This window comes from Hydrogenophaga sp. 2FB (genome assembly GCF_005503365.1).
GTDB lineage: Bacteria > Pseudomonadota > Gammaproteobacteria > Burkholderiales > Burkholderiaceae_C > Hydrogenophaga.
Genome location: NZ_SCML01000013.1, coordinates 12874 through 27704, shown reverse-complemented (window position 1 = coordinate 27704; position 14831 = coordinate 12874). Strand labels below are relative to the sequence as shown.

The following is a 14831-nucleotide window of genomic DNA, read 5'->3' as shown; positions in this document are numbered from 1 at the left end:
ATTCCTCACTCGGGCCCGCCGACCTGCCACATGCCGCGGCTGGCTTCGTCGGCCACCGCCTGCTCGACGAGCGCGGTGACGGCCGAGATCGCCTTGCCTGGCCCCTTGGTGCGCGCCAGCGACATCGAGACGATGCGCTGCAGCCCGGGCGACACGATGCGTGACGCTTGCAGCTTGCCTTCTTCCACGTCGCTCCACACCGCGTGCAAGGGCAGCACGGTATACAGGCCCTCTTCCGCCACCACCGAGCGCATGAGCGGCAGCGAGTCGGCCTCGATCACCGGTTCGAGCGTGATGCGGTGTTGCCGCGCCAGCGCGTCCAGCGCGGTGCGCAGGCCATTGGGTGCGCTGGGCAGGATGAAGGGCAGGCCGTCCAGCGAAGCAAAAGGGATCTCGGGCGCTTGCGTGAACCGGTCGCCGCGCCGACCGACCAGGTAGCTTTGCACGGTGCACAAGGCCTGCTCGTGTTCCGCGAGGGTGCGGCCGTAGCGGTAGAGGATGGCGACGTCGACCCGCCCATCGGCCAGCCATTCCTCCACCTGGCCGCTGGAGCCTTCGAGGATCTTGAGTTGGATGCCGGGATAGTGCGCGCGGATCTGCTTGTAGAGCTTGCCCGCGAACGAATTGGTGATGGAGGGCAAGGAGCCGAGCACCACACGCCCCGAGGGCATGGGCGCTTCGCCGCTGATTTCCTGCTCCAGCTGTTCGGCGCTGGCGAGCAAGGCACGCACATGCGGCAACAGGCGTTGCCCCACGTCGGACGGTTCGACGCCGCGCCCGGTGCGGTTGAACAGACGCGCCCCGCAGGCGCGCTCGAGCGCGTTCAGGTGGCGGCTGAGCAGCGACTGGTTGACGTCGAGGAACAGCGCGGCGCGCGTGAGGCTGCCGCTCTCCGCGATGGCCAGAAAGTCGCGCCATTGTTGAAGATCAGCGGTCAGGGCGAGCTTGACGCTGGTGATTTTTCGGGAAGACATGGGCAGAGCGGGTTGACCGGGCATTCTCGCATCGAACGCTTCTCGGTCTGCGCCCGGTCTTTGCTCAGTCCTCGGCCGTGCGCACGCGCCGGCGTGCCGCCTCGTACCCGTCCTTCACCCGTTGAAACACCTCGGGCCCCAAGCGCTCGCGCAGGCCTTGCAGGGCGGGCCGCACCAGCGTGGCCGCGGATTCGCGGCCGAGCAGACTGCCCAGCGTGACCCAGGCCGAGGCCAGCCGGGCGTAGGCGTCGTTCAGTTGTCCTTGTTGCTCCAGCAGGTTCGCCGATTGCACGGATGCGGCGAGGTAGGAGGCGGCGTCGCGCGCGTCGAGCGCGCCTTGCCGGGCCGCGCCGTAGCGCGCCAGCGCCAGCGCCGGTTCGTGGCCTTGCAAGGCGATGTGCCCACCCACCAGCCCGCGCCGCGCGGCGCCGGTGCCGTCGCGGGGCGGGTGCTGGTTCACCTGGCGCCAGAGCGCTTCCGCGCGCTGAGGGTCCACGGTGGACAGGCATGCCGCCGCGGCCAGGCGCGCGGCTTCGGCGTCCGCGGTTTTGCCGCCCCGCTCCATCAGATCGGCCGCCGCGCAAAAGTCGTCCGCGGCGCTGGGCTCGTCGTGCGCAGCCGAGGCCGCCGCCGCGCGGCGTTGCAGCACGACGGCGCGCAGGGGGCCATCGAGGTGCTCGGCGTGGCGCAACAGCACAGCGCCAAAGCGCCGCTGCGCGAGTGCTGCGTCGCCGCTGGCCAAGGCCTGTTCGGCCAGTTCCATCTCCACACCGCGGCGCAGGGCGGCGGGCAGCGTGCCCAGCTCTTGCGCGTTGCGCGCGGCTTCGCCCGCGGGGCCGAGCTGCCCCGCCAGACGCAGCGTGGACGCGGCCAGCAGCCAGCAGGTGCCCGCGCGCTCGGCGTTGTCCAACACCACCCAGTCGCGCGCGGCTTGCTGCAACAGGCCGGCCGCACCATCGAGATCGGCCTGCGCCAGTCGTTCGCGCGCTTGTGCTTCCAGCTGTTCGGGGCTCACGTCGTGCAATGTCACCGTTGAGTCGTTCATGGTATCTCCCTGGCCGTCAGGCCCATCCCTTCGTAGGTGCCGAGCGCCTGTGACACGGCGGTCTCTCGGGCTTGCTGGTGTTGTTGCGCCCAGGCCTGCAGTTCGGCCAGCAGGCTGTCATGCGCGCCCTGGGCATCGCTTTCGGAATCTTCGGCGGCGCGCCGCTCGCTGGTGGCCTGCTCGTGCGTGGCCTGGGTTTCGGCCAGGCTGGCTTCGTTCGTGGCTTGCAGTTCGACGAGCGCGTCCGTGCCTTCGGTGATGGTGGTGTCGGTGGTCTCTCCTTCGGTGGTGACGGTGTCGATGCGCTCGCCATCGCCTTCGATGTTCTCGCGCCCCGCGTCGACGTTGGCTTGCGCGGCGTCGGCATCGCTCACGCGGTTGAGCGTTTCGATGAGGCGCGCGGAATCGTCGCGCGCGGTTTCGGCGCTTTCGCCGAGGCTGCCGGGCAGGTACGAGAACAGATGCGCCATGCCCCGGAAGGCTTGCAGGCTGGTGACCAGGCTGGCCAATGCACCCGCCTCGCGCGCGCTGTTGCCCAGCGAGTCGTAGGCCTCGCCGGCCTGGGTGAGCATGTCGTCGTTGGCGGTGGTGGTGGTGTCCACTTCGCCCGCGTGGGTCTCGCGTTCGGCGGTGAGGTCTTCGCCCACCACGGTGGCTTCTTCGAGACCGCTCTGGTGTTCCAGTTCGGTCTCGGTGTTGGCGGCCATGCTGTCTTCGGTGTCGCTCAACACGTCGGCCGTGCGGCGCGCGGTGTCGACCTGTTCGAGCAAGGCGTCGAGCTGGTCGGGGGTGCCCGGAGGCGGTGGGTAGGCCGGGTTGATGGGCAGTTCCATCGACTCGCCGGGGTTGAGGCCGGCCACGCTGACCGCGTAGGCCGGGCCACGGCCGTGCGGGTCGGCCGGGGTCGAAGCCGTGGCGGCGGCTGCGCCTTCATCGCGCATCTCGGCTTCCGCGCTGCGCGCTTCGTCACGCCCCACGCTCGCGCCCACGGGCACGCGTCGGCCGGCGAGGCCGGCGGCGGTTTCGTCGATGCGGCGCGACGCGGCGGCGCGGTCGGTGGTGAGTTGCGCGTCGGCCTCGACACGCGCGGCGGTGGACGCATCGGGTGTGTCGCCACCCGCGACGATGCCGGTGCGCGCTTCGTAGTCGGCGAACGATTCGTAGCGCTGCGTGCTGGCCCGGCCACCGGGCAAGGTGGTGCTGACCTGCAGGGGCAAGGGGCTGGTGGGGTCGTAGGCGAAGCGGGTCGCGCCAAAGCCCGCGTGCGTGCCGTCGGGGGCGTAGGTGGGAAAGTGCAACTCCGATTCGATGCGCCTGCCGGCCGCCCCGCTCTCGCCGTGCTGGTAGGCGAGCACGCCGAAGTCCCCATTGGCTTGCGAGGGTTGCGACACGAGGCCGCGGTAGGCGGCGTCGGCTTCGACGGGGTGCGAGTGGTAGACCAGCGTGAGCGGACCGGCGGACGACGGTGGCGCGACCGAACCGGCGTCGCCCTGCATCACGTAGAAGGTGCCGTCTTCGCCGCGCCACACGCCGGACTCGCGGTTGGGGTCGGTGCGGATCTGGTCGTGGTACTGCGCCATGGCGGCGGCGCGGTCGCTGGTGCGCGCGGTTTCGGTGTCGGACGCGTAACGCGGTGGTGCGGTGCTGCCGGCATCGGGCGCGGTGGTGGAGCGGGCGCGGGGCGATGAGGCGGCGGGGCCGCTGCCGGTGCTGGTTGGCGCGGGTGCAGCGGCGGTCGCGGCTGTCGTAGGCGCGGTCGATGTGCCACGGCGGCCCGTCGGACCCGGCCCCGCGAAATCGCGCGCGGCCCGCAGCTCGGCTTCCATGCGCGCGATGGTGCGCGTGCGGCTGTCGGACGGCGCGGCGGCGTTCTCGGCGCGCAGGCGTGCCAGCGCGCGTTCGGTGCGCACCATGCCCCGGTTGGCGTCGTGCGAGTTGCCGTATTCAATGCGGATGTCTGCGTCCACATCACCGGTCGAGGTGAAACCGGCAGCCACTTCCGAGTGCCGGGTGCGCGCGCCGGGTGTGGCTTCGCGAACGCTGCCAAAACCCCGGTCCAGCGCGCCGGGGTCGCGTGGGCCGAGCAGTTCGATTTCGGCACGGTAGTCGCCGCCATGTTCTTCGAAGCGGTGCACGCGGTCGGGCAGGGACACGCCAGCAGCGCCACGGTGTCCGACTTCGGGATGGTCGCGCACGGTCATGCGGTGGTGGAACTGGAAGTCGTCGGGCAGTCGGCCGGGGATGGGCTCACCGGCATCCCGCAGGTCGCGCCGCTCGCTGCGCGAGACCGGCGCTTCTGCCAGGGTTTCTCGCTGATGCGGCGAAAGGTAGCTGGTGCTCTCCAGGGTCGACGCGGTGTGCAGGCCTTCGTCCAACACGGCGGCGCGCGCATCGGCGTTGAACTCGGCCGCGGCCTCGCGCCGGATGCTGCCTTCCACACGCGCCTGATCCGGTGACGGTCGCCCGGGCGTGCTGTCCGGATGGGTCCAGGCGCGCCGGTCGCCGCGCCCGGCGGGCGCGGGCGCCTCGGGGCCGGGCAGGTTGTGCAGGTCGGCGTCGGGCCGGCCCACCGCGCCGCTCTCGGCCATGCTCTCGCGGATCTCCAGGCTGCGCACCTGATCGGGTGTGAGTTCGATGCCGAGGCGGGCTTCGGCGCGGTCGCGCACGGAGCGCAGTTCGGCGTTGTGGATGCGCGTGTCCATGGGCCGCGCGCCGCCCGAGCGGGGACGACCCGGCGCGCGCGCGGCGGGTGCGCGGGCGGGACGGGCTGCGGGCGGTGTGCCGGTGCCGGTGCCGGTGTCGGCCGGGCGGATGGAGGTGGCGGGCAGGTCGACTGCCGCTGGGGTCGCATCGGCGGGCCGGGTGATCGGTGCGGGCACATCGATGGCGGGGGTGGCCGTGTCGGCCGGACGCACGCTGGCGGCGGGCGCATCGGCAGCCACCGGTCGCACAGCCGGCGCTTCGGGCATTTCCACGTGCAGGCGCGGCCCCGGGCCGGCGGCGGCGCTCATGGCAGGGCGGCCACCGGTGCGCCGCGCGGCCAGGGCGCGGCCACCGCGGTACAGACCCGCACCGCCGCGTGTGCCGATGTGGCCTCCGGCGCGACCGCCCAGTGCGCCACCGGCAGCGCCGGTGAGTTGCGCCGCCGCCGACGAGAGCGAGGCGCCCGCGGCTTCCACCGCCGCCGGGTCGCCCTGTGTCTCGAACGCGTGCATGGCGCGCAAGGCGGTGACGGCCGGGCGCACGGCGATGTTGATGATGAGCCCCACCGCCGTGGTGGCCAGGCTGATGCCGGTGCCGATCGCCGAGAGCGTGAGCGCCAGCGGCGCGAGCGCGCCACCCGAAAGCACCGCACCCACCCACATGCCCACGGCGATGGCACCGCAGATGCCACCGACGATGTCCATGAAGGTGCAGGCCATGTCCAGCGCTTCGGCAATGCCTTCGAGGTCGTTGGCCAGGCCTTCGTAGCCTTCACCGGTGCCGACGCGGCCGATGGTGTCGAACGAGGCGCCCCAGTCGCGCGTGAACAGGCCGGCGATGGCCATCACGCCGCCGATGGCCGGCCCCAGGCCCGGCACCGGCACGGCGGTGGCACCGCGCGAGACCGCGAGCGTGGCGAGGCGCCGCCCGGCGATGTGGCCGAGCGCGCCACCGGCCGCGCCCATCACCGCGCCCATGCCCACGCCGCCCCAGAACCCGGCCGATGCGCCCTGCCCGGCCTGGTCGAGCAGGAAGCGTGCGCGGTCGTCGCTGCCGGCCGTGCCCATGTCGCCGAAGGAGCCCGCCCAGCGTTCGTGCTCGGCGAGTTCTTCGTCGATCAGCGCGGTGTCGTCGAGGGCGGTGGCGTCGCCTTCGCCGCCCTCGCCTTCCGCGGTGGCTTCTGCGGTTCCGCCGCCTTCCGCGGTGGCTTCGCCCTCGGTCGCTTCCGCCGCGTTGCCTTCCTCGTCGGCGGCGGCTTCTTCGCTTTCACCGCCGCCCTCTTCGGCTTCTGCTTCCGCTTCGCCTTCGGCTTCTTCGGCGGCGGTTTCGGCGTCGTCGAGCAGGACGGCGTCTTCTTCCTGCGCCTCGTCGCCCAGCAGTTCGATCTCGTCTTCGCCGTCGAGGATCGCCACGGGACTGCCACCGTCGTCGAGCATTTCGATGGTGTCGGTCGAGCCGGTATCGGCTTCGGTTTCTGCTTCGACGGCATGCGTGGTTTCGTGCGCGGCCATCGCATCCTCTGACTCCCTCCCCTCCTGGGGGAGGGTTGGGGTGGGGGCACGCGGGAATTGATCTGGTTGGCTCGCCTGCCCCCATCCCAGCCTTCCCCCAGAGGGGGAAGGGGCAGCAACCCCTTCTCCGGAGAGTGTGGCTTGTACCGTTTCGGGCTCGGCTGCGCCACCGAGTTCCAGGTAACGCGGCAGACTCTCGGGGGCCGGCAGGTCGGCCACGCCGTGCGCCGCGCCGCTGGTCACGCGCTCCGTCAAGGGCTCGAGCACGCGCCGCCGTGCTGCCGCGCGCGTGGCCATCGCATCGCGGCGCGACGACGAACCGAGCGCGTTCACGCCCACGTCGTGCCTCCCACCTGCAGGCCGGCGGGCATCTGCCGCCCGAGCTTGCGGTACTCGGCGGCCACCGCGTCGATCACGTCACCGAAGTGCACGGCGCGCGTCCGCGCACCGGCGCAGGCAGCGGCGCGCAGGCAGGCGTTGCGCACCTGCCCACCGGCCAGGTCGCAGCCGGCGGCGAGCTGGTTGATCTGCGCGTCGTTCAGGCGGTGTTGATCGCCCAGGTGCGCGAGCCAGATCAGCCGCCGTTCCTGCGGCGCGGGCGCGGGGAATTCGAGGATCGCGTCCAGCCGCCGTGTGAACGCGGTGTCGAAGCGCGCGCGGCTGTTGCTGGTGAGCAGCGCGATGCCTTCGAACGATTCCATGCGCTGCAGCAGGTAGTTGGTCTGCGTGTTGGCGTAGCGGTCGTGCGCGTCTTTCACGTCGGTGCGTTTACCGAACAGCGAATCGGCTTCGTCGAACAGCAGCACCACTTCGCTGTGTTCGGCACGCGCGAACAGACGCGCCAGGTTCTTTTCGGTCTCGCCGATGTATTTGCTGGTGACGGAGGCCACGTCGACGCGGTACAGCGGCAAACCCAGGCGCGTGGCGAGCCAGCCGGCGGCCAGCGTCTTGCCGGTGCCCGACGGGCCCACCAGCAAGGCGCGCACGCCGGGCCGGTAGCGCGCACGCGCCGCATGCCCCAGCGCGTCGGCCAGGCCTTCGCGCAACTGGCAGCGCGCGGCCAGCGATTCGAGTTCCTGCCGCAGCGGCGCGGCCAGCACCAGTGCGCCGTCGTCGATGGTGTCGCTCACCAGCTCGGCCAGCGTGCCCAAGGCGCCCGGCGTGCCGGCGCGCAATGCCTGCCGCGCGTCGGCATCGCCAGGCGTATCGCGGCCGTCGAGCCGCGCGAGGTGGCGCGCCTGCACGGCCATGTGTTCGATGCTGAAGCTGCCACTGCGGTGCCGCACGGCGAGCTGCGCGGCCAGCGCGGCATCGCCCAGGTGCTGTTGCCACAGCGCTTGCCGGTCGGACGCGTCGGGCAATGGCAGGCGCCACTCGGGTGGTGCGTCGCCGTGCCAGACCACATTGCCATCGACACCGGTGGCCACCAGCGCGGGCCCGCTGTAACCCGGCAGTTCGGGCACCACGAAGACATCGCCCGGTGCGAGCTCGGGCACGAACACAGGCAGCGCCTGCACGAAGCCGGCCCAGGCGCCCAGGCCTTCGGGCACGGGGCCGTCGAGCACCGCCATCGAGCGCCCGAGCGACTGCGCCATAAGCGCGCACACCGCGCGCGCCTCGTCGGGATGCTGGCTGCGCACCACCAGCGCGTCGCGCGGCAACACGGCCTGGGCCTGGCGTTGCGCGTCAACGCGCAGTGACGGGGCCAGGCTGTCCATGCCGCGCGCGGTATGGGCTATACCCGGCCACTCACGGCCGCGCCCTTGCAGCGCCATCACCAAGGGCAAGGGCATGTGCAAGGCCGCTTCGGGCAGCGTGGTGTGCGGCGCGGTCTCGATGCGCAGCACCTGCGCCGCGCGCGCCACGCCTTCCATGAGCTGGGCTTCGGCTTGCGGGATGTGCAGGCACGTCGCGAGGCGTGCCACCAGGCCCATGCGGGGGCGCGAACCGGGCAAGGGCGACTGCAGCCAGGCGATCACGCGCCCGGCCATGGCGTCGGTCTCGGCCGCGCTCACCAGGGCCAGCGCAATCAGTTCGACGATGCCCAGCTGGTGCCGCGCCACCAGATCGAGCAGCGGGCGCGCCGCAGCGGGCGGCGCGCGCAGCCAGTCGGCCAGGGCGTCGCTGGGCGCGGCGGTGCCGCGGTGTTCGCGCAGCCATTGCGCCTGCGGTTCGGTGGACGCTTCACCCGGGGCCAGAAAACCCAGCAGCAGGCCGTGCAAAGGCTGGGTGTTCTGCGACAGGTGGGGCACCGGGGCGTTCATGGCCGGCCTCAAAGGTCTTCGCGGTCGAAATGAAAACCCACCACGCGTTGCAGTGCGTCCACCCAACCGGGGTCGGTGTCGAGCCCCGCGCGGCGCACGCGCAGGTCGGCGTCCGGGGGGCGGAAGTGCACGTCGATGTGGGTGTCGCTCCAATGCAGCCACGCCGGCCGCACCACCAGGCTGGCCAGGCCGATCTGCCACATGCGGCGCGCGCAGCGGCGGCAGCGGCGCAGCCACGCCGCGCCGTCGGGTTCGGCGCCGGGTTCCGGCGCGGCGGGCAGGCTGTCGAGCAGCGCCCACGCTGGGTCGTCGGGCGGCACGCGCAGGCGCTGCAAGGCCACACGCAACACCTGCGGGGCCATCCACGCGTCGGGGTGCGCGGCGTCCCATTCGGCAAAGCCCACGCGCTGCAGCAAGGGCCACAGAAACAGCAGGCCACCGGCCCGGGTTTCGAGCAGCACTCCGTCCTCGGATGTGTCGGGCACGGCGTGGCGCGCGAAGGCGTCCATGGGCACGGGCGCGTGGGCCGCCGCGATCGCGGCGCCCGCGGCTTGGGCGCGCGCGGCCGCCATGGCGAAGGCCGGTTCGGGCGGCGGTGGCGGCGCGGGTGTCTGCCGCGTGTGCACGGTGTCGCGTTCACCCGCATGCGCCACGCCCTGGCGCTCCACCCCGCGGGCGGGGCTGTTCAACGGGCCATCACGGTCCCCGGCCAGCCCCGCTGACAACGGGTCCGCATGCGGGGGTGTTTGCACCGTGGAGGCCCATGGCAATGGGGCCTCATGCGCGTCTGGCCTCGGGCCTGCCGACGCATCCACCGCGGCGGGCGTGTCGGCGCCACGGTGTGTGATGGCCGCACGGGGCCCGGCCGGAGCTTGCGCCACCGCGTCGTGGGGTGTTGGCTGGCGGGCCCGCGCACGCGGTACCCGTGCCCCGGGGTGGTCGCGCCACTCGGCCGGCGCATGCGCCGCCCACCAGTCCCGCACCTCGGGCTGTCCATGGTCCGCCAACGCGGCCATGGCCACCGGCGCCTCGGGCCACTGTTGCACGCTGTGCAGCAACTGTGAGAGAAATTCGGTCGGCTCGGCATGCACGTCCACGTCCGGCAGGGCCAGCGGCCAGTGCCATGCGTCCAGGCGCTCGCCCAACGCGCGGCGGCGCAAGGCGGATGTGGCGGCGTGCAGGCGGTTGGGAAAAAACACCGCGTCGCTGCGCGCCGCGCGCGCGTCGTCATCGCCATGCACCCACGCGCCGCCCACGGCCGCCACACGCTGCTCGATCAACAAGCTCAGGCTTTGCGACGACAGGCCCTGGGGCAACGGTCCCAGGTGCAGCCGGCGCACCAGCAGCACGCGTTCGCCGGCATCGGGCAGGCTGGCGCAGCGCAGCGCATCTTCCAGACGGTGCACGGCTTGCCGCGCCGCGTGCGCGTTCGGCGCGCGCAGGCGCAGGTGGTGCACGGTGCGGTCAGCGGTGGTCATGGTGGGGTAGTCGTGGCTGGTTCACGACGGGAACAGCTTCAACCCGCGCAGCGGCGACGCGCTCAGCACCTGGGTCTGGTCGAAGTGCACGCGCACGTCCACGTCCAGGTCGATCTGCACGCTGCTGGTGTGCACCAGACGCGCCGACACCTCGCCCTGCCCCACGTCTTCCACGGTGGCGCGCGCCATGAGCTTGTCGGCCTTGTAGATCATGGCCTGCATGCCCACGCGCAGGCGGCTGTTGTCCAGCGCGGTGAGCGGGATGCGGCTGCCCACGCGCACCGCCGTGACGGGGCGCGGCAAGCGCCCGGCCACGATGCGGCCCACCGGCGCGTGGCTGGCCAGCAGCAGCGCCATGCGCACCACGTCGTTGATGAGCGCGACCGCGGTGGTGTTGTTGGCGGGCACCTGGGCGAACAGGAAGTCGGTGTAGGCCTGCATCTGCTTGCGGTCCACGTAGCCGATCTCGCTCCAGCGCGGCAGCGTGCCGAGGTTGCGCAGGTTGGGCGCGTCGTCGAACTGCGACATCACCTCCGCCCAGTCCAGCCGGATCGAGGGCAACACGCCCGAGAACTCGGCGTGCAGGCAAGCGCACACGCCGGCGATGCGCTCGAAGAGTTCGCTCGCGCGGCGCGCCACCTCGCCCTTGCCGTGGTCGCCATCGATGATGTCGCCAAGCGAGATCACCTCCTGCGTTTCGCGCTGCACGCTTTGCCAGGTGGCGCTGGACAGGCGTTGCAGGTCGATGCGCTGCACGGCTTCGGCGCGCACGCTCACGGCCTGCGTCTGGCGCTGCAGCATCTGTCCGATGTGCACGCCCAGCTTGCCGGTGCCCGCGCTCACCACCGGCGCGGCGCGCTGGGTGATCACGGTGCTGCGCAACTGCGCGCTCCTGAGCGTGCGCAACAACAGCTCGGGCCGGTCGATCTTCTGCAGGATGGCCGGCGCGCCGACGAAGTGCGACGCGGGTGCTTCGCGCAGCACCTTGAGCATCTCGTCGAGTTCGTCGGGCACATCGTTGTGCTCGCGCAGGCAGGCCGGCACGGGCGCGTCCATGAGGCCCGGATCGAGCACGCGGCGCGGCGCGCTGGTGCCGTTGGCGGTTTCGCGCGGGCGCACGAAGGCGAGGTACTGCACCTCTTCGGCCAGCACGCGCGCGCGGCGTTGGTTGATGGCCAGCACACGCGCGGTTTCTTCGTCGAGCAGCGCGCGCGCCACGCCCACGTCGTGCCGGGCTTCGGCCAGGCGCTCTTCGGCCGCGCGCAGGCGTTGGCCCGCCACCTGCAGTTGCGACTGCATCTGCGCCAGCACCTGTTCGCAGCGCGTGAGCGCGGTGCGGTAGAGCGTGAGGCGGCCTTCGAGCTGGCGCAGGATGGCAATGGTGTTGTCCGACAGCGCCACGGTTTGCGTGAACAGCACGGCTTCGTCGGTATCGGCGGTGGGCGGCGGCTTGAGCAGCATCGCCTGGCGATCACCACTGCCCAGGAACCAGTCGAGCGGGCGCACGAGGTCGGTGGCGCTGGGCACGAAGGCGTCGCCCTTCAGACCGCTGATGGGGAAGTTCTTCAACATCGCGGGCGGCTCGCCGTTGTCCTCGTCGGTGAAGTTCTGCAACAGATCGAGCAAGGCCATCACCGTGCGGTGGCGGTTGGACAAGGCGTAGTCGCGCGCCTCGGTGGACGGCGGTTGCTTGAGGCGGTCGGCAATGGCCGCCGTGCGCACCTCGGCCAGGCCCACCACCGGGTTGGCATAGACGATGTTGACCGGCGCGCGCGGTGGTTGCAGCAGCACCATCTGGCTGCTCTGGCGCACCTGCTGCACGTTGCTCACCATGGCGACGGTGCCGAAGTTCATGGCCAGCGCGCGCGGCGCGGGCGCGGGTGCCGGTGGGGGTGCGGCCACGGCCTGCGCCCGCACCGCTTTCACGCTGCCGATGTACTCCTTGATCTGCGCCTGCACGGTGATGGCGCTGTCGGACTTCGCGATCGCCGCGAGCGCGGGCGAGATCGCCAGGCGGCTCGCATCGGCCGTGCTCATCATCATCTGGCGCACGCGGTGCATGTCGACCTGCATGTGGGTGAAGCCGAAGTCGGTGATGTCGTCGGCGCGGTCGGCGCGCGCGCGCAGGTAGGCCATGAAGCCTTCGAGCCCGCGCAGCGGCAGTTGTGCGCGTTCGCGTTCGGACAAGGGCGCCAGCGCCGGGTCGGCGAGCAGGCTGGCCACCGCGCTGGACTGGCCCACGCGCGCGGCGGGTGTGGGCTCGATCATGTCGAGCGCGCCGATCCACTGGAACGGCGGCGCCTGCACCGCGCCGGCGGGCGGCGCACCGGCGAACCACACGCTTTCGACGCGATCGCCCACCTGGCCCGGCACGGCCTGCGGGATCTTGCCGCAGGCGCCGAACGCGGCGCAGCCATCGAACAAGGAGAACGCGATGCCGTTGAGGGTCTGGCCCACGGCGTTGACCGCGCTGGCGGCCACTTCCAGCCGTTGCCAGCGGCCCAATGCCGGCAGGCCGCCCTGGCGCAGGCGCGAGGGCGTGCCATCCACACCCCAGCCAATCAGGTTCTCGCCCCAGTAGGCGCGCCGGCCTTGCGCATTCCAGTCGGCGCCGAGCTTCCACTGGATCATGAGTTCGCGCGGTGGCTCGTTCGGGTCGAGGTACACCCACACGAAGAGGTTGTCGCTCGCGGTGATGGTGTTCAGCGTGGCGCTCGCGCCTTCCAGGTAGTGCTGGTGCACGCCCGGCGTGGCGGGCTCCACGTGGCCACCGCCCGCGGGCACGGTGGTGGTGACCGTGGGCACGATGCCGTCGTTGATTTCGAACGGCGCCCACAGGTCGTTGTGGCTCAACAGTTCCCAGGCTTCGTCGCCGTCGGTGCGCGCGCCGGTGGGCAACAGGTGGCCGAACCACGCGCGCTCCACCGCGCCGCTGCGCGCGCCGCTGATGCCGAAGGCCGCACGGCCATCGAACAGCGTGAACGCCATGCCGTTGAGCGCACGGCCCGCCAGGCCCACGAGGCCGGCAGCCAATTCCAGGCGCAGCCAGCGGCCGGCCTCGGGCAGGGGGCCGACGTGGTAGTGCGCGGCGACCTTGAACGGGTGCGCGCCGGTGTTGGGACGGCCCGCGGGCAGCAGGTCTTCGCCCCAGTAGGCGCGGTGTTCCCAGCCGTTGGCGTCGCGCCATTCGAGCATCAGACTGCGCGGTGGATGGTCGGGATCGATGCACACCCAGGCCATCAACAGCTCGCTCGCGCTGGGGGTGAAGGTCTGCGTGGCGCCGTCGAAGAAGTGGCGGTGCGCGCCCGCGCGCAAGGCGCTCACATGGCCGCCGCCCACAGGGGGCGGTCCCCAGGGCGAGAGGTTTTCGGGTTCGAGCGCCAAGGGGTCGTCGGCCGGCTCCGGCACCTGGAGCACGCGGCCGGTGAGCGCGCGGTGCAGCAAGGCCTGTTCGCGCCGCAGGCCCTGGCGGCCACCGAGTTCGCGCGCGCGCCGCAGCACGAAGGCGTCCACCGTTTCCTGGAATTCGGGCGCGACGGTTTCGCGGTGCAACAGGCGCGGCTCCCACGAGGCTTGCGTCACCGGCACCAACAGCCGCAGCCGCTCGGGCGCGGACATGTCGAACGCGGCCAGCGGCGCGGCTTCGCGCATGGCGAGGTCGAGCTGCTCCATGGGCACGGGCACGGCGTCGAGTTCGAAGCCGGGCGGAAAGAACGGGCTGCTGAGCGTGGGCTGGTCGAGCACTTTCGACAGGTCGAGCGCGCTGGTGGGCATGAGGCCGCAGGGCGGCAGGCGCAGGAACGGGTCGGCCAGCACCTCGGGCGCGGGCAGGGGTGCGCCCATGTCGGCGATCTGCTGCGCGAACTGTTCGATGCGCGCCTGCCACAGCGCGGGCAGGCGGCTGTTGGCCGCGAGGCCGATCACGCCACCGCCGGGCGCAAGACCATCGGGCAGCAGTTGCAGGCGCTCTTCGCGCGCCCGCCCGCCCTGGCGCACGACCGATGCGCGGTCCACCCAGCGCGGAATGAAGCCGTCGTCGAGCCCCACGAGTGCAATCGGCACGCCCCAGGCTTCCCAGGGCAAGGCCTGGCCGTGCGGCAGCACGGCCTCGGCGTCGAACACCGCGTGGGCGAGCGCGTTGCGCAAGCGCAGCGTGGTGGCGGGCAAGGCGCGCCACTCCACCGGCCAGGGGTACCAGAGCAGGCGCGCGCCGTCGGCCGTGCGCCAGTCTTCGAAGCTGTCGACGCTGGCGTCGCTGCTCTCCCCATCGCTGCAAGGGCAGCGGTCGCAGGGGTCGTTCGGATTCGCGTCCGAGCGCGCCACGGTGATGGGTTGCAGCACCAGCACGCCCACGCGCGGCAGGCGGTCGCCCGCGCTTTCGCGCAGGTCGGCCAGCGTGAGTTCGTTGGGCACGCTGCGCGGGTGCACGATGCCAAGACCGGTCGCCTGCTCGCCCTCCTCGCCTTCTTGGGGCACCAGCCACGCGGACGGTGCCACCACCGGCAGGTCGAGCAGGCGGCATTCGGCGCGGCGCGCGAGCATCACGTCTTCACCGCTGAGCGAGAGGCCCTGGCCGGGTTCGATCAGCAGGCGCGGATCGCCCGCGTCGCGCACCGCGAACACCTCGAGCCCGCGCACCACGCCAGCGGTGAGCGCCTGGCCACGCTGCGCGATGCGCCCGGCCTGCCAGCGCTGGCGGCCTTGCAGCGTGGGCGCGGTCAGCGCGCGGCCGGCGAACAGGTTGGGCCGGCGCAGCCAGTCGGTGGCCGCGAGGGTGGCGTCTTCGGGCGACAGCGCCACCACACGTTCGCCCTGCAGGGGTTTGTCGATGCGTTCGATGCTCACGTCGGTTCTCC

Annotated in this window: 6 protein-coding genes; all 6 read right to left on the bottom strand. The window is 72.1% G+C overall.

Annotated features, from left to right (window positions below; translation table 11 throughout):
• Positions 1–5: 5 nt before the first annotated feature.
• The 6 genes from FFS09_RS09865 to FFS09_RS09840 all read right to left on the bottom strand — a co-directional run bounded on the left by FFS09_RS09865 (position 6) and on the right by FFS09_RS09840 (position 14820).
• Positions 6–974, bottom strand: coding sequence for a LysR family transcriptional regulator (locus FFS09_RS09865; RefSeq protein WP_137918694.1), 969 nt, complete (start codon positions 972–974; stop codon positions 6–8).
• Positions 975–1038: 64 nt separating this feature from the next.
• A complete protein-coding gene (locus tag FFS09_RS09860; protein WP_137918693.1) occupies positions 1039–2019 on the bottom strand; it encodes a hypothetical protein in 981 nt (326 codons plus the stop codon).
• The gene (locus tag FFS09_RS09855; protein WP_137918692.1) at positions 2016–6566 is read right to left on the bottom strand and encodes a hypothetical protein; all 4551 of its coding nucleotides are present in this window, start codon (positions 6564–6566) and stop codon (positions 2016–2018) included. Before FFS09_RS09855 ends, FFS09_RS09860 begins: the two co-directional genes overlap by 4 nt.
• Positions 6563–8497: an ATP-binding protein gene (locus FFS09_RS09850; RefSeq protein WP_137918691.1), complete on the bottom strand. Its 1935-nt coding sequence runs from the start codon at positions 8495–8497 to the stop codon at positions 6563–6565. Before FFS09_RS09850 ends, FFS09_RS09855 begins: the two co-directional genes overlap by 4 nt.
• Positions 8498–8505: 8 nt before the next feature.
• Positions 8506–9975, bottom strand: a complete 1470-nt coding sequence (locus FFS09_RS09845; RefSeq protein ID WP_137918690.1) for a hypothetical protein — start codon at positions 9973–9975, stop codon at positions 8506–8508.
• Between the two features lie 21 nt (positions 9976–9996).
• Complete coding sequence (locus FFS09_RS09840; protein ID WP_137918689.1) at positions 9997–14820, bottom strand: hypothetical protein; 4824 nt, start codon at positions 14818–14820, stop codon at positions 9997–9999.
• Between the last annotated feature and the right edge of the window lie 11 nt (positions 14821–14831).